Raw genomic sequence first — 21,361 nt, forward strand, 5'->3', positions numbered from 1 at the left:
CTCTATCAATCCATAAAGTCCGACTTTTTGAAGGGCATAGTGCCTTTGCAATCGGGATACGCTGTGCAGCCCCAGAACTTAGAGGCTCGTTTCTTGCCAGGGGCTTTTCCTTTCCTGAGACGCATCGGGCTACCGCAATCTGGGCAGTCTGGACAATCCTCCGCCGCGATACGTTTCTCGGGTTTCCCTCGGTTGTCTGGGAACGTCTTCTTGCAAGCCTCGTTCTGGCAGCCCCAGAAAAAACCGTTCTTCCCTTTGATCCGGTGCATCTCTCCACCGCAGTTGAAGCATTCGTGTGAAGGAGGCTTCGCGCCCTCGAAGGCTTTAGCCATCGCGCCACCTTCTTTGGTCAGAACCGGTGCGGCCACTTTGAGCTGCTCAACCATTTGGCAGATCCAGGTGGAAATCTGCTTCATGAAGACAGACATGTTCCCGGAGCCGGAGGCAACTTTCTCAAGCTCCTGCTCCCAAGCCGCAGTCATGCCGGGTGATTTGATGGCTGGTGGAAGCACTGCTATAAGCGCATGAGCCTTATCAGTTGCAAGCAGTACCTTTTTCTGACGCTTGAAGTAGCCTTTATCAACAGCGCCCTGGATGATGCTTGCGCGTGTTGCTGGAGTGCCTAAACCGGCTGTGTCTTTGAGGATTTGTTTGAACTTCTCCTCAGTCACGAACCGGGCAATGTTCTCCATCGCGGCAAGCAATGTGGCTTCGGTGAAGTGCGGTGCTGGCCGCGTCATTTTGTTTGCCAGCTCGGCCCCATTCAGCAAGGCAGGTTCGCCCTGGCTAACCCTGGGGAGCTTCTCTTGTTCAACCGGCGCGTCGGTGTCTTCCCCCTCGTCCTTGGGACTGCTTTCACTATCAGAAGCAAACAAAACCTTCCAGCCTTGTTTGGTAGGTGTCTTACCAGCGGACGCAAAGAGGTGACGCCCACACTGCACCTCGATGGAGGTTTTGGTGAACTCGAACTCGCTGTAGAACTGCGCGATGTAGAAACGACGGATGGCGTCGTAAAGATTGAACTCGATCTCAGACATGGCACTGATGTCTGTTCTGGCCGGTGTTGGAATGATCGCGTGGTGCGCGGTCACTTTGGCGTCATTGAATACCCTGGCCTTGCGATGAGGATCTGCGCCAGCCACCAGCCCAGAGACGTTCTGATCGGACAAAATGAGCGCCTGGAGAATGTCCGGAATGTCTTCCTTTTGGCTCTCGGGTAGATAACGACTGTCAGTACGAGGGTAGGTGGTCGCTTTGTGCGTCTCGTACAGAGCTTGAGCTGCATCCAGTACCTGCTGAGCTGTGTATCCCCATCGTTTGCTCGCGTATTGTTGCAGCGACGTTAGATCGAAGGGGAGGGGGGCTGACTCTTTACCTGGTTTGGTTTCTGCTTTGCTGATAACAGCATTGGCACCATTGACCTGGGAGGCTACCTGCTCGGCATAGGCCTTATTGACGCACCGGCCTTGCTCGTCACTGCACTCTTCTGGTGGTATCCATTGGGCGGCAAACTGTCCATTCTGTACGGACACGTTCACACCCAGAGTCCAGTATGGTGAGGGGGTGAAACCGGCGATCTCTCGGTCCCGTTGACAAACAAGAGCGACGGTTGGGGTGATAACCCTGCCAACGTGAAGAGTGTGGTTGAAGCCGACATCTCGGGCCAGCACTGTGTAGAGGCGGCTCACGTTCATGCCTACCAACCAGTCAGCGCGTTGCCGTGCCAATGCGGCGTAGTAGAGTGAGACCGTATCCTTGCCATCCTTTACGTTGTTCAGCGCTTTCTTGATGCTTGACTCATCGAGAGCCGTCAAACAAACTCGGCGAATAGGGCCAGAGTAGCGGAATCGATCCAGAAGCGAACGGGCGATAGCCTCACCTTCTCGGTCGTAGTCCGTTGAGATGTAGATGGTGCTCGCCTTTTTGACCAGTCCCTCAACAATTTTGTACTGTTTGAACGCACTCTTGCGAACGTTGTACCGCCATGACTCTGGTGCAATAGGGAGGGTCTCCAGTGACCATGACTTGTAGCGTTCGTCATAATCGTCTGGCATATACAATTCCAGCAGGTGGCCGAACGCCCACGTAATAACGCGGTTTCCTCCATCATGGAGAAATCCATCACCTCGTTGGGAGGCCTTCATTACGCCAGCCAAATCTTTTGCCTGAGAAGGCTTCTCGCAGATATAAAGGTCCATTAAGCAGCTCCTCTCATCTTTGATTCCAGATTCGCCAGCTCAGTCCAGCTTTGAGCCAGACCTTTGACTTCGGGGTAGTCTCTGGAGAGGTTTTCGAGGACTCCAGAAATGACATAGGCCGCTTCGCTGGAATTACCCCTCGAACCGGCCTCCTGGAGCATGATTAATAAAGCGTCGAAGAGCTCAGCCTTACGGCCTAGCTCTGTCTGGTTTCTTATTTCAGAGCTTTGCATGGGTTCACCACTGAATAGGGACGCACGGACTCGCGCACAATGCGGCGATCTGCGTCAGTTACAGCCTGACTGGTGCAAAAGTGCGTCCAGGCATTCAGATAATCTTTATAGGTGTGGGTAGGTGGTATGCAGCCGGTTACAACGTCCTTGGGGATGTTTGTGGTTCCCTCGGCTTCCACAAAGCGCCAATCGTGCTCGTCCATACCTTTGCCACCATCGCAATAGCGTTCCCAGCGTGACAACTCGTACAGCGAGTAGCCTTTGCCTTTATTCATGGACTTGAAGGTATTGATGGCTTCGTTGACATCCCCGTGCTGTTTGATCCCTGCTGGAGTTTTATCTGAACCAGCGGAGTCATCTTTGACCTTGTTCATCGTTGCGCTGACATTACCGTCGCCCAGCACATGGATATAACCAGGTTGACGTAATGCAGCACCACCGCGCCCCATGTTGTCCCATGCCATCGACAGTTCCCGGCTAACTCGGGCAGGTTTGTCATTTTCGGCAGGGGCAGTCTGGGGCTGAGGCTTTTGCTCGGGGGCGTTAGAGGCACACCCGGCCAGAATTGCCACTCCCAGAATTGCTATCAGTTGTCTCATCGTGTCGTTCCTCATAAAAAATTGTCGATGAGCCCATTCTAAAAGGGGGGGGATGGAAAGCTGGTTTCTCAAACTGCCCAAATTGGACAGATAGGCGTGTGTGCGATCTAAAGGTGTTTTGAGAGCATGTAGCGACGAGAAATACGATAGGAATATGGTCAACCTACATGCTGAAAGCCCTTAACAAGTTATTTGGTGGGCGAAGTGGAGTGATCGAGACCGCGCCGAGCGTCAGAGTGTTGCCGCTTAAAGACGTGGAAGATGAAGAAATCCCTCGATACCCACCTTTTGCCAAGGGCCTGCCAGTGGCCCCACTAGACAAGATACTGGCAACCCAAGCTGAACTGATTGAGAAAGTGCGGAACTCTCTCGGTTTCACTGTGGACGACTTCAACCGGCTTGTTTTGCCGGTGATCCAGCGGTATGCCGCGTTTGTTCACCTGTTGCCAGCTTCCGAATCACACCACCACCGTGGCGCTGGTGGTCTGTTCCGACATGGGCTTGAAGTGGCCTTCTGGGCAGCTCAGGCATCTGAGTCAGTTATCTTTTCCATCGAGGGGACGCCTCGTGAACGCCGTGACAATGAGCCGCGTTGGAGACTGGCGAGCTGTTTCTCCGGGCTGCTGCATGATGTGGGTAAACCGCTCTCGGATGTGTCCATTACGGACAAAGACGGGTCAATCACATGGAACCCGTATTCGGAGTCACTTCATGACTGGGCACACCGTCACGAAATCGACCGTTACTTTATCCGGTGGCGCGACAAGCGACACAAAAGACATGAGCAATTCTCGCTGCTGGCGGTGGATCGAATTATTCCGGCTGAGACTCGGGAGTTTCTGTCCAAGTCTGGCCCGTCCATCATGGAAGCGATGCTGGAAGCTATCTCAGGAACCAGCGTCAATCAGCCTGTGACCAAGCTGATGCTTCGCGCTGACCAAGAGAGCGTCTCACGGGACCTTCGCCAGAGTCGTCTCGATGTGGACGAGTTCTCCTATGGTGTGCCTGTCGAGCGGTACGTGTTCGATGCCATCCGCCGCCTGGTTAAAACCGGAAAATGGAAGGTCAATGAGCCAGGCGCGAAAGTCTGGCACCTCAACCAAGGTGTATTCATTGCCTGGAAACAGCTTGGGGACCTTTATGACTTGATCAGCCACGACAAGATCCCCGGTATTCCACGAGACCCTGACACACTGGCCGACATTCTCATCGAACGTGGTTTTGCTGTACCAAACACGGTGCAGGAGAAGGGTGAACGTGCGTACTACCGCTACTGGGAAGTTTTGCCTGAGATGCTCCAGGAGGCGGCGGGATCGGTGAAGATCTTGATGCTCCGACTCGAATCAAACGACCTGGTGTTTACGACTGAGCCTCCTGCGGCTGTTGCTGCGGAAGTTGTTGGTGATGTTGAGGACGCTGAGATTGAGTTCGTTGATCCTGAGGAAGTCGATGACGACCAAGAGGAAGATGTGTCAGCTCTGAACGATGACATGTTGGCCGCAGAGCAGGAAGCAGAGAAAGCTCTAGCTGGTCTTGGCTTTGGTGATGCGATGGAGATGCTGAAAAGCACCTCAGATGCTGTCGAGGAGAAACCAGAGCAAAAAGATGCTGGATCAACGGAATCATCTAAGCCTGACGCTGGCAAGAAGGGTAAGCCGCAGAGCAAACCGGGCAAAGCAAAACCGAAGAGTGATACAGAGAAACAACCCCACAAACCAGAGGCAAAAGAGGATTTGTCCCCTCAGGACATTGCCAAAAACGCACCACCTTTGGCAAACGACAATCCGTTACAAGCACTCAAGGATGTTGGGGGTGGACTGGGGGACATCGACTTTCCGTTTGACGCATTCAGCGCATCGGCAGAGACAGCCAGCACTGACGCAACAAACTCAGAAATCCCAGATGTGGCAATGCCCGGAAAGCAAGAGAAGCAGCCAAAACAGGACTTCGTTCCACAAGAACAAAACTCCCTGCAGGGCGATGACTTTCCAATGTTCGGTAGTTCTGATGAACCGCCATCATGGGCGATTGAGCCGCTCCCTATGCTGACTGACGCACCAGAACAAACAACACCAGCGCCAGCAATGCCACCTACGGACAAACCTAATCTGCATGAGAAAGACGCAAAGACCTTACTCGTTGAGATGTTAGCCGGGTACGGAGAAGCATCGGCGTTGCTTGAACAAGCGATCATGCCTGTTTTGGAAGGTAAAACGACGCTGGGCGAAGTCCTATGCCTGATGAAGGGTCAAGCCGTCATTTTGTACCCGGATGGCGCTCGGTCGCTGGGTGCGCCGTCAGAGGTTCTCTCGAAGCTGTCCCACGCCAACGCGATTGTTCCAGACCCGATTATGCCAGGTCGCAAAGTTCGTGATTTCAGCGGAGTGAAGGCAATTGTACTGGCGGAGCAGCTTTCAGATGCAGTCGTAGCGGCCATTAAGGATGCCGAGGCGTCAATGGGGGGATACCAGGATGCCTTTGAGCTCGTCTCTCCCCCTGGCTTGGATGCAAGCAAGAATAAGTCTGCACCGAAACAACAAAGCCGAAAAAAGGCGCAGCAGCAGAAGCCTGAGGTTAACGCCGGTAAACCCTCGCCTGAACAAAAGGCGAAAGGTAAGGACTCCCAGCCACAGCAGAAGGAGAAGAAGGTCGATGTTACTTCTCCGGTTGAAGAGCCGCAGCGCCAGCCGGTCCAAGAAAAACAGAACGTGGCTCGCCTTCCTAAGCGGGAGGTTCAACCAGTGGCTCCTGAGCCCAAAGTTGAGCGTGAGAAGGAATTGGGACACGTCGAGGTGCGAGAAAGGGAAGAGCCAGAGGTTAGGGAGTTTGAGCCGCCTAAGGCGAAAACAAACCCGAAAGACATCAACGCGGAAGATTTCTTGCCGTCTGGTGTTACGCCTCAGAAAGCACTCCAGATGCTCAAGGACATGATCCAAAAACGCTCGGGCAGATGGCTCGTGACACCTGTCCTGGAAGAGGATGGCTGCTTAGTAACCAGTGACAAAGCCTTCGACATGATTGCCGGTGAAAACATCGGCATCAGCAAACACATCCTCTGCGGGATGCTGAGCCGGGCACAGAGACGGCCTTTGCTCAAGAAACGTCAGGGAAAACTGTATTTAGAGGTAAATGAAACATGACAATGAGTTATGACCCGCTCGCCTACGAGATGCCGTGGCGGCCCAACTATGAAAAAAATGCTGTAGCAGGCTGGCTTGCCGCCTCCGGCGCGGCTTTGGCCGTAGAGCAAGTCAGCACGATGCCTCCGGAGCCCTTCTATTGGATGACGGGGATCTGTGGCGTGATGGCGATGGCTCGTTTGCCAAAGGCTATCAAACTTCACCTGCTCCAAAAGCATTTGAAGGGGCGTGATCTGGAGTTTATTTCTATTGCGGAGCTCCAAAAGTACATCAAGGACACGCCGGACGATATGTGGCTTGGTAGTGGGTTCCTGTGGGAAAACCGCCATGCCCAGCGCGTGTTTGAGATCCTGAAACGCGACTGGACTTCCATCGTAGGGAGAGAGTCCACGGTCAAAAAGGTTGTCCGGAAGATACAGGGTAAGAAAAAGGAGCTGCCAATCGGCCAGCCCTGGATTCACGGGGTAGAACCCAAAGAAGAGAAGCTGATGCAGCCACTCAAGCACACTGAGGGGCATTCGCTGATCGTTGGGACCACCGGCTCGGGCAAGACCCGTATGTTCGACATCCTGATTTCACAGGCCATTCTGCGTGGGGAAGCCGTGATCATCATAGACCCGAAAGGGGATAAGGAGATGCGGGACAATGCACGACGTGCCTGTGAAGCTATGGGGCAGCCGGAAAGATTCGTCTCATTTCATCCAGCATTCCCGGAAGAGTCGGTGCGTATCGACCCTCTGCGTAACTTCACCCGCGTGACTGAAATTGCAAGTCGTTTGGCAGCGTTGATCCCGTCCGAAGCAGGGGCCGACCCGTTCAAATCATTTGGATGGCAGGCACTGAACAACATCGCTCAGGGCTTGGTCATCACTCATGATCGTCCCAACCTGACAAAGCTCCGCCGATTCCTTGAAGGTGGCGCTGCTGGCTTGGTCATCAAGGCCGTTCAGGCTTACTCAGAGCGAGTTATGCCCGACTGGGAGGCAGAAGCAGCGGCTTATTTGGAGAAAGTCAAAAACGGTTCGCGTGAGAAGATCGCTTTCGCGTTGATGAAGTTCTACTACGACATCATCCAACCTGAGCACCCAAACTCTGATCTGGAAGGCTTGCTGTCGATGTTCCAGCACGACCAAACCCACTTCTCCAAGATGGTGGCGAACCTCCTGCCGATCATGAATATGCTGACGTCCGGGGAGCTAGGCCCTCTGCTGTCTCCAGACTCATCTGATCTGAGCGACGAACGCCAGATCACTGATTCCGCAAAAATCATCAACAACGCTCAAGTTGCTTATCTGGGGCTCGACTCCCTGACCGACAACATGGTTGGTAGTGCTATGGGGTCCATCTTCCTGTCAGACCTGACAGCGGTTGCCGGTGACAGATACAACTACGGCGTCAACAACAGACCCGTAAATATCTTTGTTGATGAGGCTGCTGAGGTGATCAACGACCCGTTCATCCAGCTCCTGAACAAAGGTCGCGGTGCGAAACTTCGTCTTTTCGTTGCAACTCAGACTTTTGCTGACTTCGCAGCTCGACTGGGTAGCAAAGACAAAGCGCTCCAAGTGTTGGGGAACATCAACAACACGTTTGCTCTGCGTATCGTCGATGGTGAAACACAGGAGTATATCGCAGATAACTTGCCGAAGACCCGGCTCAAGTACGTCATGCGGACTCAAGGCCAGAACTCGGATGGCAAGGAGCCCATTATGCACGGAGGCAACCAAGGCGAGCGTTTGATGGAGGAGGAAGCTGATCTGTTCCCAGCCCAGTTATTGGGAATGCTTCCGAACCTGGAATACATAGCCAAAATTTCAGGCGGAACAATCGTAAAAGGCCGTCTGCCCATATTGACCCAGTAAGAGCAGAGCTATGTGTGACAAGAAGTATAGAAATTACGAGGTAGCCATCATGGTCGATGTGAACCCTTTCGACAGGGTTATGAATGAATTGAAAAGTCGTGGCCGCAAGAACGCTCACATCCTGAGCATCCTCCAATTCGACTGGCCTGCATCGGAGGCCATCATCGAGAAGCTGAGCTGCTACATCACAGACGGGATTAAGGCTAATCAGGAGCCTGTGATTTACCCGATCATTGAAGAAGCTCTGCATCGCTACAGCCAGCTCGTGTTTCATGAGCAGAGAGAGAAATATGAAGACCCGGCCAGAATTGGGGCATTTCTGGAAACCCTGATCACCGAAACCTGCCGGGCGTTGGAAGTGCAAATTGTCGATAGTGGCGGTGATTCATGGTCTGTCGATTCAGGAGAGTCGTTCTCACTGTGGCTTTCTTCCCATCCAGGAGAACTATCCATTAACCCGCAGCCCCATGAGGATGAGACCTCTTTGCGTGGCTTGCTGTATGAGCTCATCACCTGTGAGAGCGTGAAAACTGTTTTAAGGAGAACCGACTATGAAGAAGCCGTGGTTGCTGGTCGCATGGCTGCTGGTTATTGAGTTGCTGGCAATATTGCTGCTGATCCCTGGCGACTGGACAGACAGAGCCATCAAAAGGGAATCCGAGCTGGTGGAACAGAGTCTTGGTGTCGAAGCAAGAGACTGGATACAGAACAAAGCATCTACCTGGTTCAGGTCGAGCGTTATTGATTCAGGATTCTATGAGGGGATGTACCAAACGCTGATCCCATCAGAAGAGGAGCGCCAGAAGTCCAAGGGGATGCAGGACATGGGCAAGGGCTGGTTTGTGTGGGTCAAAGGCCGCATGGAAGCCTTTGTCAACGTCATTTACCAGTTCTACACAAGGTTGGCACTGTTAGCCGCGTGGGCTCCCTATATGCTGATCCTGTTCGTACCTGCGGTATATGACGGGATGATGACATGGCGAATTAAGCGGACCAACTTCGATTATGCGAGTCCGGTTCTCCATCGTTACAGCGTTCGCGGAACGATGTACCTGATGGCCGGATTGTTCATCGCGTTCTTCATCCCCATAGCGCTCGATCCGGTTGTCATCCCGATGACAATGATGACGTGCTGTGTCCTGGTTGGCCTGACGTTCGGCAACCTCCAGAAACGGGTATAGGGAGGGAGGATGAGCTACTCCGTTATAAATCAAGATGGGGTGCATCTGTGCGACATCCCATTGAACGTCTACCAGGTGATACGTCGCCAATCCTTGTCTGCGTTGTGGCTTTACTGGGCGCAGAGCTTGAATTTGGTGAAGGTGCTCATTGCTTGCGTCGGAAAGATGATCTTTGTGATGCCGGTAATGTGGTTCTGGGTGCTGGTGGTGTGCCGCTTGGTTGAACCAGAACGTATCTCAGACGTGTCAGGACTTATCTCTCCGGACGTGATCGGGTGGGCCGCTGGTGCGGCCATCACCCTCATTATCTTTTCCGTATTTACACGCCCAGCGTTGTACGGATACCACAACTTTTTCAAGCAGCATATTTGCTCAAGAGTAAAGCAAGTAACGCCGGAACTCAGAACAGTCACTGGGCCACTGTTCTTTTACCGAAACGAAATTGGAACGATATAGAGAGGAACCATGAAAGTAACTAATAGACTCCAACTGCTGGCACTGGGGCTGTGTATAGCCGGTACTGCCATCGCGGCTCCTGATGTGCTCAATGACGACGCAAAGCTCAAGAACCTTGAGAAGGTGTGTCCCGACTGTCAGATGGTGGCAAAAGATGTACTCAATCTGCGGGTTGAAAACTGCCAGCTCAAAGACACTTCCAGTGCAATGATGATTGGCACCATGCAAAATGACCCTATGTTTTCGTTTATGCTGGCTGTACACACAGCGGCAGGCTCGGAGGCATACAAAACGGTAGTTGGTGCCGCTGGCAACCATGTTGACTGTGAAAACCCGTTGAACTGGATCAAGCTGACCCAGCAAGCGATTAAAGGTGGCAAAGTCTAATGCGTAAGAGAGATTTCTTTTTTGGAGAGGTGTATGAGGGGAGTGGAGGAGCCACTCTACGACTGAGTGATATGGAACCATTGGCAAGAAAAGTGTCGGCAGAGTTCTTCACTGCACAACTGAACCGTATACTGAAAGAGCATGACGGTCAGTTGACGCTCAGCGATGGAACGTCGTACCCCAGCTTTTGGAGCTTCATCGACAAGGTTGATCCAGAGCAGGTTGGTTTCGTGGAGATCTACGCTCGGCAGGATGTTAACGATAATGTTGAAGCGACACTGGCGTGTGACATCGTTTTGGTAAATGGTGTGATCACCGTTAAACCTCACTGGTGTGCTTACAAAGACATCAGGGCTGACGAAGTGATTTCCACCTTACTGGTGCCTTTGCATTTGAAGGCTCTCCAGGGTAAGGCTTACATTCGCTGGGATGATGGTGAAACCGAACCTCTGTTACAAAACGACGACTATCAGGCTGAACTTGAAAATGTGTTTAGTGTTTCCAAGTACCCATCAGCCATGAGCTGGGGCGATACAGCAGACCAGAAGGTTAAGCAGTACAAGATGGACCTTGAGTGCGCCACAGATGTTGGTCGTCGAGGTGTCTCATCAGAGCAAGCATGGGATGCTTATCGAGAACTCCGTTACAATAGAACAGTGTGAAACAAGCGGCCATCGGCCGCTTTGAACTTTCACATGTGAAAGTTTTTCGCCTCCCGCTCTTATCATCTCCTCGAATAAACCTCCATAAAGTGCCCAAAATGGGCCGTAACAGCACTGTTCCTAGATTGATCAATTAAGAGACGATTACTCCGTGATGACGACAAGTTATTTGGAGGGTCTATGTCCGCACAAGCTCACGTCAGAGAAAGCGAAAGCTCATCTGGTTCATTCATCTCCTGGCAGTTCCTTGTCTGGCAGGTGATGTTCGTTATAGGTGTTGTTGCAGGGATGAACCTGGAACACGCATTCAATTTTCTAGGTTAATGGGAGGAAGTGTGAACCTTAATAAACAATTTTTCTGGTTTTTGATGAACGCGGTGCTGATGTGCATCTTCATCGTTCCAGTGGCCGTCGCGTTTTGGCTGTCTGCTTTTGCGGCAGGTTTTGACTGGAGTCAGTGGGTTAAGTTGGCTGCTGATACGGCCAACAGAGCTGCAAGTGACCCGGCCAAGGCTCTGGGCACGGTTCAGACCTACTGGGGCATTCTCAGCTTCTTCCTGCTGGCGGCGTACAGTCTGATGTTCAAGTTTAAAGCCAATGCTAACAAGGAAGTGAAAACTCTGGAGGTGGCCCGACCAGCCAATGAAGTTAGCGTTGCGGCTTCGGAAAAACATTCGGAAGCGGTTCCTCAAAATCAATAACCGATCCAGTAAACGCAAAAAAGGCGGCTTAGGCCGCCTTTTTTTATTTGTCGCTGGAAGTGCCCGAAAAGGGCGCGAAGCCGTGGCAGAAAATCAGTGACCCTGAATGAGAATACAGGCCACTAGGAAAAGAAGAGGGTTGCTATGAAGCCTGTAAAGATACCGCGCCGGGTCGATGAGCCCCCGCATCTGCTGTTGTGGAGCGCAGATGAGTTGGCCCCGATGCTTTTGGGGCTAACGATAGGGGTCATCATCGGTAAGGCTCTGATCTGCTTTCTGGGGGGGTTACTTGTAACCAACCTTTATCGCCGATTCAGGGATAACCATCCGGATGGATACCTGCTCCACATGATCTACTGGGCCGGGTTCATCATGACCAAGGCCAAATCTCTCAAGAACCCGTTTGTCCGGAGGTATTTGCCTTGAACCTGAAAAAGTATCTCAAGACCTGGGAAGGGACCCAAACAGAAAATAAGTGGGGGCGAATCTTCCAGGGTGGTCTTATTGCTATCGTTTTCCTGCTGGTGGTCCAAGTATTCAGCAAGGAAACCATCGTCACTATCCAGCCTTTCACGCTCACGGAAGAAGCCTGGGTGACGAAAAGTAACGCCTCTCAGTCCTATAAAGAGGCTTGGGGTTTCGCTTTTGCTCAGCTCCTTGGCAATGTGACGCCAGGAACCGTTGACTTTGTGAAAGAACGGATCACCCCGCTTCTCTCCCCGAGCATCTATCAGGACGTGATTGATGCCATCGAAATTCAAGCTCAACAGATCAAGAACGACCGCGTAACCATGCGGTTTGAGCCGCGTTTTGTTGAGTACGAGCCCAAGAGCGACAAGGTGTTTGTCTACGGATATTCCTACGTCAAAGGGGCTTCTTCTAACGAAGAGCGTAGCGAACGCTCCTACGAGTTCGCCATCAAGATTTCAAACTACGCGCCCGTGCTGGACTACATCGACACCTATGTAGGAAAGCCACGCACCAAAACTGTTTTGGAGCAACTCCAGCGCAAAGAAGAAAACCGGAGAAAGCATGAAGAACAACGCTAAACTTTCGCTCCTGGCGCTGTCCTTGGCGCTTGGAACTTCAATGGCCTATGCCTCGGATGACATTCCTGTTGTCCCGGCCAGTGTTATGAAAAAGGATGTTCCTGCCCCTGTGACGTCAGGACAAAGCTCCCATGAGGTTGTGGGCAGCATGAATGAAAACCCCTTACTGACGATGAAGCCGGGGGTTAACCAGATCATCCCGATAGCCGTTGGTCATCCGAACCGAATCGTCACGCCTTTCAGCAATCCTGAGATCGTTTCAACATCTCTGACCGGGGCGACGGATAACGGCCAGTGTGGTGAGGTCTGCATCAAAGAGAATGTGGTCTATGTCGCCACGGATAAGCAGTATCCGGTGACTATGTTCATTACTGAAAAAGGCTCGGAAGCCCAAGCTCTCAGCCTGACGATGGTTCCCCGTCGTATTCCGCCCAGAGAAGTCTTTCTCAAGCTCGATGGTGGTGTAGGTATCACTGGTGCTTTTGCCAATACCAAGGCTGAGACCTGGGAACAGAGCCAGCCTTATGTCGAAACCATCCGGTCGGTATTCCGCAAGATTGCTCTTGGTGAAGTCCCTCAAGGTTACACGTTGAACCGCATCCCTGCTGGTGCTGCGGTGCCGAGCTGCGCTCATCCTGGGGTAAAGGTGGATTTCAGCAAGGGGCAATACATGATGGGCCACCACCTTAACGTGTTCATCGGTGTCGCCCTGAACGTCTCTGATCAGCCTATTGAGTTCAAAGAGGCGTTGTGTGGGAGCTGGGATGTGGCTGCGGTGACTACGTGGCCGCTTAACGTGCTTGAGCCCGGCCAGAAGACGGAGATCTATGTGGCGAAGAAGCAGAAGCGTGGTCTCGCACCAACGTCTAAGCGTCCATCGCTGCTGGGAGGTGCCCAATGATTAAGCGATTTTGGACACAGTTAGACCCCAACAAGAAGCGTTGGGTGTCTATCGCTGGCGGCGTCTTCGTTCTTTTTGCGGTCGTGACAATGTTCTCTGGTGAACCCAAGAAAGAAGAGAAGCGCGGTCGCCAAGAAACCATCAAGCACGTTCTCACAGACAAAAACACCCGTGAGATCGGGATAGATTCGTTGTCTGCCGATGTGAAGATGGTGTCTCGTGAAAACTCCGACCTGAAAAAGGAGCTGGAACGAGTCAAGAAAGAGCTGGAGGAAACCAAAACCACTGCCGGGAAATCCAGTGATGTTGGCCGTGAGATGACCCGCCTTCGTCAAGATTTGGACCGCCTGACCCAGAAGAACATGGAATTGGCTAAGAAAGTCGAAACCGGCGCTGCTGGTGGAAAAACATCCTCTTCATCAGAGGATGCCAGAGCCGATGTTAATGGTGCATCTGGTGGTGATGGTCAGTTCATGGAGAAAAAGCTCGACTACAAAGATCCTGCATCCTTTTTTCGGGACGCACCGCTTCCTGACTCGAAGGGTGGGGCTCCTGCAACTGGCAAGGGAGACGGTCGTGATGCAACTAAACCAGGCATCCAAATAGTGAGCTACTCGCAGAAAGCGCCAGAAGTTGAAGAGAAGGACAACAAGGATGATGAGTCTATCTACCTACCTTCTGGCTCCATCCTGACAGGGGTGCTCATCAACGGTATGGACGCACCAACATCTCAAGGTGCTCGTCGAGATCCGTTCCCTTCGACCCTCAGGATTCAGAAAGAGGCTATTTTGCCTAACCGCTTCCGTGCGGATGTTCGTGAGTGCTTCCTGATTGTTTCAGGCTATGGAGATCTCAGTTCAGAGCGAGCGTACCTGCGTGGCGAGACCTTCTCGTGCGTTCGGGATGATGGGGGTGTCATAGAAGCGAAGCTGGATTCCTATGCAGTGGGTGAAGACGGTAAGGCCGGTGTCCGTGGTCGCGTCGTATCGAAGCAGGGGCAAATCATCGCCAAGAGCTTGATGGCAGGCTTCCTTGGTGGCGTTTCCGAAGCCTTTGACGTCAATCCTGTGCCGGTCGTTAGCACTAACCCTGGCTCAAATACCCAGTACCAGTCTGTGTTCTCCGACCAGATGTTGCAGGGAGCAGCAGTGAAGGGGGCCAGTAAGGCGCTAGATCGCATCGCTCAGTTCTATATCGACATGGCCGAAGGCATCTTCCCTGTTATCGAGGTCGATGCTGGCCGTCAGGTAGACATCATCGTGACCAAAGGAACCAAGCTACAAATTCGTTCCACCGGGGGAACCAAGAAATGAAAAATTTGAACATTTTGACCAGAAAGGGCAGTTCCAGAGGCGAGGCTCAAAAGGAACAGGCAGTAAGATCCGCAAAGATGTTGGGGGTGGGTGCAGCGCTACTTATTTTGTCGGGCTGTTCGACGTTCAACATCGGCAAGGATGAGTATAGCTGTCCGGGAATGCCGAATGGTGTTCAGTGTATGTCAGCGCGAGACGTTTACGCCGCAACCAATGACGGAAATGTCCCGCGTCCAATGAAACCAGAGGAAGTCGAGGCCAAAGCGGAAGCGGATGGCGAAGGTTCCTCAAACGTTTCAGCGAACTCATCTAGCTCCGGAGACCCGGTGATTGACAACTATGTCGCACCGCGTCTTCCGGATCGCCCGATTCCAATTCGTACACCAGCACAGGTTATGCGGATTTGGGTAGCTCCCTGGGAGGACACCAATGGTGATCTCATCGTGACAGGGTATGTCTATACCGAAATCGAACCGCGCAGGTGGGTGATTGGGGATGGCACACCGCAAAGTGAGCCAGTTTTGAGACCGCTGCAAACGGTACAACACGAACCGAAGTCTGAAACAACCAAATAGGAGATGTTCTTGATGAACGCAAATCAGTTGGCGAATGCCTCAAGTAAAAACAACGCACTCTTCCTCTTCCTGGGGTTGATGGTGGTAGCCTTCCTGCTCGTGCCGGATCAGGCCCACGCTGGTACTGGTGGTACAGCGTTTGACGACGTATGGGTAACTCTCAAGGATTGGACCCAAGGTACTTTGGGTCGAATCGTTGCGGGTGCGATGATCCTGGTCGGTGTTGTTGGTGGTATCGCTCGCCAGAGCCTCATGGCTTTCGCTATGGGTATCGGTGGCGGTATGGGCCTGTACAACTCCCCGACCGTAGTGGAATCCATCATGTCTGCTACTCTGGAACATGCAGAGAAGGTCATCCCGGCTGTTGTGCAACTCAGCAATGGCCTGGGGGTGTAAAAGACACCTTGCCGTTAATCAACGGGTGATAGGGGCAGCCTAAAAGCTGCCCTTATTTTTTGGCAAAAAGTCCAGTCATAACAAATTCCAACTATTTCCTTATTTGCTCAAAAAGGGCACTTCCACAGCCCATGTTTATGCACTCCCTCCCGTAACCTCCAGCATTGGGTTCTTGTAACTCAAAACGAATGGAGAATGCGATGATCAATTTCAAGCCTAAAATTCCGGCGATGCTTGGGGCTCTGGCGGTTCTTACCGCTGGTGCTGCTCATGCAGAGCTGCTGGAATACACCTTTAAGGCTCCAGATGGTACGCAACGGTCTCTGACTCCGAATGCCAACTATGCCAACCCAACGGGCAATATCTCGTTTGCCTTGAGTGCCGGTATCGACCGAAAGGTAAAGATTTCGGTGCTTCGGTCGGATGGAACAGTGGTTTCGACAGCGACCAGCCACCTTCTTGGGGCTACTGATCGCATCACAGTGGGTGGAAAATCCTACTATGGTGCGGAACTTCAACTACCAGCTCCAGTTGGTGGGGCATACACTATCAGGGCGGAAATTCTTGCCTCTGATGGTTCTACAGTACAGACGGATGAATACCCTCTTACTGTCGATGTGACGCCGCCAACCTACTCTTCGCTTGCCCCGGTTTATAGTAACTATGGGCAGGTTACTAGCGGTGATGTTTGGAAACTGGGTCTAGGTGGCTCTGAGGATAATGCCTTTTTGCTGTCAGGAATCTCTGATGAGTCACCCATCAAAGGCGTCAAAGCAAAGCTGTATCGTCAAGACGGTTCACTCTACAAAGATGTATCCGTGAACTACGATGACGCTAACGGACAAGCTAGACAGTCTTTCCAATCTGGCTTTTTCCCAGCCTCTGACTTGGATGAAGTGTTTACACTTCAGTTTGAGATAAGCGATAGCGCTGGAAATAGCTATCTTTCACCTCGTCAAAAAGTGATGTTTGATAGCATAACCAATGCTCCGTCTGCACCTTTTGGTGTTTATGACCCTTCAAGTACAAACAACTTAGGCCCTGGATTAACCGGATTTGTTGCTTACACTGAGGGCATGACAGTTAAAACTAACCCAATCAAGTTAGCTTGGCGTGTTCCGCGTGATAACTGGCATGAGTATAGAGAAGGTGGGATAAATATGACCAATGCCTTGGGAGAGATGTCCAAGGTAGGAGAAGATGCCAGCTATGTTTATCTCGTCACAACCGCACCTTATGGCAATACCGACGGCAATTATTGGCGTTGGGTGAACTTCGGCCAGTGGGGGGGAGGCGGTATTGCTTATAACCTCACACTCTCTCCATCAGCGCCTAAAAGTCCCAGACTTTTGGGTGTGGACTACAATTACAGTGATATAGGATGGTCTAGTTTTTACCGCTACTGGGTGAACAATTCTGTTCTTCCTGTCACTGTTAGTAGTATCCGTGTCAAAGTTGAACCAAGGCCTTACGTTCAAACTGCCGTTCACAGGGGAAGCTGTGAAATTCCTGTTGGTCAAGATAGCTGCGTGATTGCAAATAGCTTCACAATGGCTAAAGGCACAACAGGGTACGTCCACGATAATGCGACAGTTTTCAATCCGGATAAATCTCTTCGCTCGAATCCTCTTTGGGCAGAGGTTAACTGGAACGATCAGCACTACCCTCAGCTAAGTCAGCAGTTCGATCAAAATAGCAAGGTATTTACCTTATTCGTTAACCAGCCAGGACGAGGCGCTTACTTTGATAGGCTGCGTCTGCGAAGTGCATGGATTGAAGATAGCAAAGGCAACAAGCTGTCTCCAACTGGTGGGTTAATAGCCAACAACTGGGAGAACTACACTTACCAGTGGGATCTTAAAACTCTCCCTGAGGGGCAATACAGTCTTGTTGCCGCAGCAGAGGAGATGCACGGGCCTTTAACGCGACAACCAATGTTCCAGATAACGTCTGATAGAACGCCACCAACCATGACACTCAGTGTGGCAGATGGAGCAGCTATCCAGACTCTAGATGATGTTGTTATTACCTTGGCTGATGCTATCGACCCTTCACCTAAATTGACCTCTATTGCCCTTGTAGGGGGGCCTGCCAATGACAAGGTGCAGTTGTCTTGGCGTGAGGAGTCGAAAGGTCGATTCCGCCTTGAGTACCCGGTAATGTTCCCTTCTTTGAAGGAAGGGGAATCTTACACGCTGACTGTTTCCGGTGAGGATGCACAAGGCAATGCGGTTCAAAAGGCTGTTGGCTTCGAGTACAAACCTCGTCAGGTAATGCTGGCGGATGGGATGGATGGCAAGGTCATGGTCCCCGCTGTCACTCATGAATTTGTTCATGCAGATGGCAAACGGATCATCGAAACCAAGCCGCTGACGCTCAGTGATGGTGCTGTCGTGACAGGTTCATACGACGTGTTTGCGACCCTACGTTCTGATGCGAAAGTACCGCTGGTGGTTAATGGGGTGCGTATCGAGCCAGGCCAGACAATGGGGATCATGAGCCAACATGATTTCGGTGCGTCAGGTGGTCGTTTGAGCATTCCGGTTAAACCTGCTGTTCCTGATGTGGTCGGCTCTTCCAGCCTTCTTGTCATGACCTCCGCGCCGAACTCACCCATCTTGGTTGTGGACATCAATACCTGGAAAGGGACGGCTAAGCTCTCTGCTGAATCATGGACAATTCGCCAGGTCATTGACCCAGTGAAAATCTATGCCCTGCCAGAGTCGGGTGTGCCTTGCCGGTTCACCACGAAAGAGGATGTGGCTATGGCCGCAGACCCAATTCGTGACCCGGTGTGTTTGCTCCAGTGGGACAGAACTCCAGATGAGGCTGAACAAACTACGCAGGACAACAACGGGATGAAAGTTGCTGGGCTGGTGGGGCAGGCTGTGAGCATTGGTGAACAACCTGTCGAATACAGCCTGTACCTGTTCAGTGGTGACGGTTCCAAGGTAAAAGTTGGGTCTGGCTCTCAGAACCTGACGGTAACTACTGCCTATGGCTCTGTTGGCTACACCCCGATTGATGACATTGCTCAGGTGAATCGCGTCATTGAAGATTTTGATGTGAACTTCAAGCAGAGCAAGGGGCCAGACTGTTCTATAACCCTCAGCGCAGACCGTGCGAAAAAAGAGGCCGCGAACAAGGCTGTTGGTAGTGCAAGCCGTGCCTGTCTGTTCGAGTGGCAGCAGATCCCCGATGGATTGGTCCAAGACCCGTTATCGGAATCACCTTCGCTCTCTGGTTCATTGGCCTCCAACGGCGTTCATCCACTGGGGTGGCGGGTAAGTATTTTCACCCGTAACGGCACTAGGGTGACGTTGAACGACGAGACTTTCAATGTCGAAGCGGTTGACCCACCAGCTCCGACCGTTGAACTAGCCTCCGACTACAACTTCAAAGACAACATCTACTTGGTGCCGATGACAGGTAACTACCTGGGTGATGCCATTATCAACTCTGAACGAGCTGATCTGGATATTGCCATATCGCGCAACTCGGATGTTCTTGAGTCTGAGACCTTCACTCCGGGATGGGGTGCCACCAATAAGGTGTATCGCCGCATCAATACCGATGAGCGAGCGTTGTGGGAGGAGACCACCTACAAGGTGAACGCGGCCTACAACAAGGTGCCTGATGTGAAGACTGAGGTTGTCTACCGGGCTATCTCTGCACCTTCTGACAGTATCCGTCCTATCGTTGAAGTTAAAGGTGATACCGCGATTGACACCCAGGCATTGCCGGTTAGGGTTCTCATCCGTGATCAGTACAAACCTGATGGTGACTATGACGCTAACACGATGGGGGTGTGGAAAGTACGCCTGATCCAGCAAAAGGCCTACAACGAGACGGTTGCGCTCACTGATTATGCGGAAGCATCGAACGGTGAAGCTCAGTTCTCAGTAGACCTGTCTGGTGTGGATACTTCCTCCGTCCGTATCGCTGCTGAGGCTGTTCTGGAAAGCCCTGTTGAGGGTTACAACCGCACAGAGTTGTCTATCAGACCTGCCTTCTTGACAGTGCTTCGCGGTGGTGCCATCGGTGCTGGCGTGGAGGCTCGCAAGTTGTCTGGTGAAGCTCCGTTCACTGCTGTGTTCAAGCTATCTTTGGACGACCGTCAGGATCTCCGGGCTACCGGCCAGGTTGTGTGGGAAACCAGTAAGGACGACGGTAAAACCTGGGAGCAGTTCATCCCAGAAGATCGATACAAGTATCAGCTTGTGAAGACCTTCGACAAGGGGGAGTACCAGGTTCGGGCCAAGGTGGTGAACGTCAACTCAGGTGCGGAAAAGTACACCGAAGCGGTCAGTGTTGTCGCTTACGACAAACCTGATATTGCTGTTATCGGCCCGACCACGTTGTTTGTCGGAAGTGAAGGCAAGTACACAGCGAACCTGACGTTGAACGATGAGCCAATCTCCGGTGGCAATGCCATTGTTGAGTGGTCTACTGACGGTGGCAAAACCTACGCGCAGACAGGGGATAGCATCACGCTTTCGAGCGATGAAGAAACCCGATACCGCCTGTGGGCTCGTGTGCGCTCTGCCACGGCACCGGCTGATGACGGCTATGCCTATGAAGTTGCGAAAACGGCGGTTGACTTCCGAGCAGTGAAGGCACCTCGTCCTTACGTGACAGGGCCGCGAGTTATTGAGACCGGTAAGAAGTATGTGTTCAAAGCCGAAACCAGCCTGCCTTACCGTGGGATGGACGTGAAGCTGAACGGGTTCTTCACGCTGCCTGATGGCTCGATTGTGCAGGGTGATACTGCTGAGTACGAACCCTCTGACACTGACCTCAATCAGGCTACTGTAGAAACGAAGTACACCACCTGGATCGAAGGATACCGAGATCAGGGTGCAGAGGCTTCGCATAGCCTACGCTCCCGCGTTTGGCAGTATGTATGGCCGAGCTTCGGAATGCAGGTTAGGAAGAACGCAGACGTGGCTCCTGCGACGATCACCGCGTCAGTGCGGCCAATTGCCTTCAACGGCAAGCTGGAAGAGCCGACCTACGAGTGGGAGTTGCCGGAAGGCGCTGTGATTCAGGATCAGCGGCAGGATATTGTCCGGTCCTTTGTGATCAATGAGCCGGGTGATTACAACATCAAGGTCACTGTCCGTGATGCTCGCGGCCATGAGACCGTGATCGAGCAACCGCTCAAGATCGGCCAGGCAGCGCCCTATGCCATTGACCTGCAATACTCTGGCTCGAACAAATACGAGCGTGAGCCTCTGGATGTGCTGTTGCGACCGTACATTTCTGGCGGCCACCCACGCGACCGTATTTCGACTCGTGTTTATTCGGTAGATGGTACACCGTTGGAAAGCAGTGGTTACTACGGCAGAGCAACTCTGGGCGCTGGTGAGCACAGCATCAAGCTGAAAATAACCTCAGAAATGGGGCATGAAGCTGAGGGCGAGGTGAACATCAATGTTGCAGAGAACAAGTTGCCTGCATGTAGCCTGAGCTCACGAGAGACCGTTGGGTCGTGGATCGTCTATGCGAACTGCGAAGATACCGATGGCCGCATGAAGTCCTACGAATGGACCATTGCCGGTGAGTTGCAGAGCATCAGCTCTGATCGAGTGACTATCAGCAAGGGCACCTATGAAACGATGCCGACCATCTCTCTGGTTGGGGTCGATGACTCTGGGGGCAAATCCGAAGCTGTTACCATGAACTAAGGTTCATTCCTCTCAAAGCCC

General features: G+C 52.3%; 19 protein-coding genes. 16 read left to right on the plus strand and 3 right to left on the minus strand.

Going from position 1 to position 21,361, the window contains the following annotated elements:
• Positions 1-5: 5 nt before the first annotated feature.
• From R7Q11_RS18140 to R7Q11_RS18150, 3 genes are read right to left on the minus strand one after another with little or no spacing between them, the layout of a single operon-like run.
• Positions 6-2,198 (minus strand): DNA topoisomerase 3, encoded by a 2,193-nt coding sequence (locus R7Q11_RS18140; RefSeq protein WP_000366823.1) that lies wholly within the window; start codon positions 2,196-2,198, stop codon positions 6-8.
• Positions 2,198-2,431 (minus strand): hypothetical protein, encoded by a 234-nt coding sequence (locus R7Q11_RS18145; protein ID WP_001191890.1) that lies wholly within the window; start codon positions 2,429-2,431, stop codon positions 2,198-2,200. The genes R7Q11_RS18140 and R7Q11_RS18145 overlap by 1 nt, the downstream gene beginning before the upstream one ends.
• Positions 2,413-3,030: a hypothetical protein gene (locus R7Q11_RS18150; RefSeq protein WP_001249395.1), complete on the minus strand. Its 618-nt coding sequence runs from the start codon at positions 3,028-3,030 to the stop codon at positions 2,413-2,415. The genes R7Q11_RS18145 and R7Q11_RS18150 overlap by 19 nt, the downstream gene beginning before the upstream one ends.
• Before the next feature lie 167 nt (positions 3,031-3,197).
• On the opposite strand from R7Q11_RS18150, the gene mobH reads away from it, so the two are divergent.
• From mobH to R7Q11_RS18230, 16 genes are all read left to right on the plus strand, one after another.
• Complete coding sequence (mobH, locus tag R7Q11_RS18155) at positions 3,198-6,170, plus strand: MobH family relaxase (protein ID WP_001326173.1); 2,973 nt, start codon at positions 3,198-3,200, stop codon at positions 6,168-6,170.
• Positions 6,167-8,032, plus strand: a complete 1,866-nt coding sequence (gene traD, locus R7Q11_RS18160) for a conjugative transfer system coupling protein TraD (RefSeq protein ID WP_000178857.1) — start codon at positions 6,167-6,169, stop codon at positions 8,030-8,032. The genes mobH and traD overlap by 4 nt, the downstream gene beginning before the upstream one ends.
• Before the next feature lie 49 nt (positions 8,033-8,081).
• Positions 8,082-8,627, plus strand: coding sequence for a hypothetical protein (locus tag R7Q11_RS18165; protein WP_000228720.1), 546 nt, complete (start codon positions 8,082-8,084; stop codon positions 8,625-8,627).
• Entirely contained in the window at positions 8,584-9,213 is a 630-nt protein-coding gene (locus R7Q11_RS18170; protein ID WP_000743449.1) for a DUF4400 domain-containing protein, read from the plus strand. Before R7Q11_RS18165 ends, R7Q11_RS18170 begins: the two co-directional genes overlap by 44 nt.
• 47 nt (positions 9,214-9,260) lie before the next feature.
• Complete coding sequence (locus R7Q11_RS18175; RefSeq protein ID WP_169342285.1) at positions 9,261-9,437, plus strand: hypothetical protein; 177 nt, start codon at positions 9,261-9,263, stop codon at positions 9,435-9,437.
• A gap of 241 nt (positions 9,438-9,678) precedes the next feature.
• The gene (locus R7Q11_RS18180; protein ID WP_000869297.1) at positions 9,679-10,056 is read left to right on the plus strand and encodes a hypothetical protein; all 378 of its coding nucleotides are present in this window, start codon (positions 9,679-9,681) and stop codon (positions 10,054-10,056) included.
• Positions 10,056-10,718, plus strand: a complete 663-nt coding sequence (locus R7Q11_RS18185) for a hypothetical protein (protein WP_001231464.1) — start codon at positions 10,056-10,058, stop codon at positions 10,716-10,718. Before R7Q11_RS18180 ends, R7Q11_RS18185 begins: the two co-directional genes overlap by 1 nt.
• A 180-nt stretch (positions 10,719-10,898) precedes the next feature.
• Positions 10,899-11,042, plus strand: coding sequence for a hypothetical protein (locus R7Q11_RS18190; RefSeq protein WP_001275801.1), 144 nt, complete (start codon positions 10,899-10,901; stop codon positions 11,040-11,042).
• 11 nt (positions 11,043-11,053) lie between these two features.
• Complete coding sequence (locus R7Q11_RS18195) at positions 11,054-11,419, plus strand: hypothetical protein (protein ID WP_001052530.1); 366 nt, start codon at positions 11,054-11,056, stop codon at positions 11,417-11,419.
• Between the two features lie 144 nt (positions 11,420-11,563).
• The gene (traL, locus tag R7Q11_RS18200; protein ID WP_000805625.1) at positions 11,564-11,845 is read left to right on the plus strand and encodes a type IV conjugative transfer system protein TraL; all 282 of its coding nucleotides are present in this window, start codon (positions 11,564-11,566) and stop codon (positions 11,843-11,845) included.
• On the plus strand, positions 11,842-12,468 hold the full coding sequence (locus tag R7Q11_RS18205; RefSeq protein ID WP_001049717.1) for a TraE/TraK family type IV conjugative transfer system protein: 627 nt from the start codon (positions 11,842-11,844) through the stop codon (positions 12,466-12,468). The genes traL and R7Q11_RS18205 overlap by 4 nt, the downstream gene beginning before the upstream one ends.
• A complete protein-coding gene (locus tag R7Q11_RS18210; protein ID WP_000794249.1) occupies positions 12,452-13,369 on the plus strand; it encodes a type-F conjugative transfer system secretin TraK in 918 nt (305 codons plus the stop codon). The genes R7Q11_RS18205 and R7Q11_RS18210 overlap by 17 nt, the downstream gene beginning before the upstream one ends.
• Positions 13,369-14,682 carry a TraB/VirB10 family protein gene (locus R7Q11_RS18215; protein WP_024131605.1) on the plus strand — a complete coding sequence of 438 codons (1,314 nt, stop codon included), beginning with the start codon at positions 13,369-13,371 and terminating at the stop codon, positions 14,680-14,682. The genes R7Q11_RS18210 and R7Q11_RS18215 overlap by 1 nt, the downstream gene beginning before the upstream one ends.
• A complete protein-coding gene (gene traV, locus R7Q11_RS18220; RefSeq protein ID WP_000793435.1) occupies positions 14,679-15,257 on the plus strand; it encodes a type IV conjugative transfer system lipoprotein TraV in 579 nt (192 codons plus the stop codon). Before R7Q11_RS18215 ends, traV begins: the two co-directional genes overlap by 4 nt.
• A 78-nt stretch (positions 15,258-15,335) precedes the next feature.
• Positions 15,336-15,653 (plus strand): TraA family conjugative transfer protein, encoded by a 318-nt coding sequence (gene traA / locus R7Q11_RS18225; RefSeq protein ID WP_064754699.1) that lies wholly within the window; start codon positions 15,336-15,338, stop codon positions 15,651-15,653.
• A 200-nt stretch (positions 15,654-15,853) separates the two neighbouring features.
• Positions 15,854-21,340, plus strand: coding sequence for an Ig-like domain-containing protein (locus R7Q11_RS18230; RefSeq protein ID WP_000606835.1), 5,487 nt, complete (start codon positions 15,854-15,856; stop codon positions 21,338-21,340).
• Positions 21,341-21,361: the final 21 nt, after the last annotated feature.

This window comes from Vibrio sp. 970, from assembly GCF_033339075.1.

What these genes read in the sequence shown, in the direction of transcription:
- R7Q11_RS18210 (WP_000794249.1), top strand. Translation starts at nt 12,452, where the DNA reads ATGAAGAACAACGCTAAACTTTCGCTCCTGGCGCTGTCCTTGGCGCTT.
- R7Q11_RS18230 (WP_000606835.1), top strand. Translation starts at nt 15,854, where the DNA reads ATGATCAATTTCAAGCCTAAAATTCCGGCGATGCTTGGGGCTCTGGCG.
- R7Q11_RS18190 (WP_001275801.1), top strand. Translation starts at nt 10,899, where the DNA reads ATGTCCGCACAAGCTCACGTCAGAGAAAGCGAAAGCTCATCTGGTTCA.
- R7Q11_RS18165 (WP_000228720.1), top strand. Translation starts at nt 8,082, where the DNA reads ATGGTCGATGTGAACCCTTTCGACAGGGTTATGAATGAATTGAAAAGT.
- mobH (WP_001326173.1), top strand. Translation starts at nt 3,198, where the DNA reads ATGCTGAAAGCCCTTAACAAGTTATTTGGTGGGCGAAGTGGAGTGATC.
- R7Q11_RS18170 (WP_000743449.1), top strand. Translation starts at nt 8,584, where the DNA reads ATGAAGAAGCCGTGGTTGCTGGTCGCATGGCTGCTGGTTATTGAGTTG.
- R7Q11_RS18185 (WP_001231464.1), top strand. Translation starts at nt 10,056, where the DNA reads ATGCGTAAGAGAGATTTCTTTTTTGGAGAGGTGTATGAGGGGAGTGGA.
- traD (WP_000178857.1), top strand. Translation starts at nt 6,167, where the DNA reads ATGACAATGAGTTATGACCCGCTCGCCTACGAGATGCCGTGGCGGCCC.
- R7Q11_RS18150 (WP_001249395.1), bottom strand. Translation starts at nt 3,030, where the DNA reads ATGAGACAACTGATAGCAATTCTGGGAGTGGCAATTCTGGCCGGGTGT.
- R7Q11_RS18140 (WP_000366823.1), bottom strand. Translation starts at nt 2,198, where the DNA reads ATGGACCTTTATATCTGCGAGAAGCCTTCTCAGGCAAAAGATTTGGCT.
- traV (WP_000793435.1), top strand. Translation starts at nt 14,679, where the DNA reads ATGAAAAATTTGAACATTTTGACCAGAAAGGGCAGTTCCAGAGGCGAG.
- R7Q11_RS18180 (WP_000869297.1), top strand. Translation starts at nt 9,679, where the DNA reads ATGAAAGTAACTAATAGACTCCAACTGCTGGCACTGGGGCTGTGTATA.
- R7Q11_RS18145 (WP_001191890.1), bottom strand. Translation starts at nt 2,431, where the DNA reads ATGCAAAGCTCTGAAATAAGAAACCAGACAGAGCTAGGCCGTAAGGCT.
- traL (WP_000805625.1), top strand. Translation starts at nt 11,564, where the DNA reads ATGAAGCCTGTAAAGATACCGCGCCGGGTCGATGAGCCCCCGCATCTG.
- traA (WP_064754699.1), top strand. Translation starts at nt 15,336, where the DNA reads ATGGTGGTAGCCTTCCTGCTCGTGCCGGATCAGGCCCACGCTGGTACT.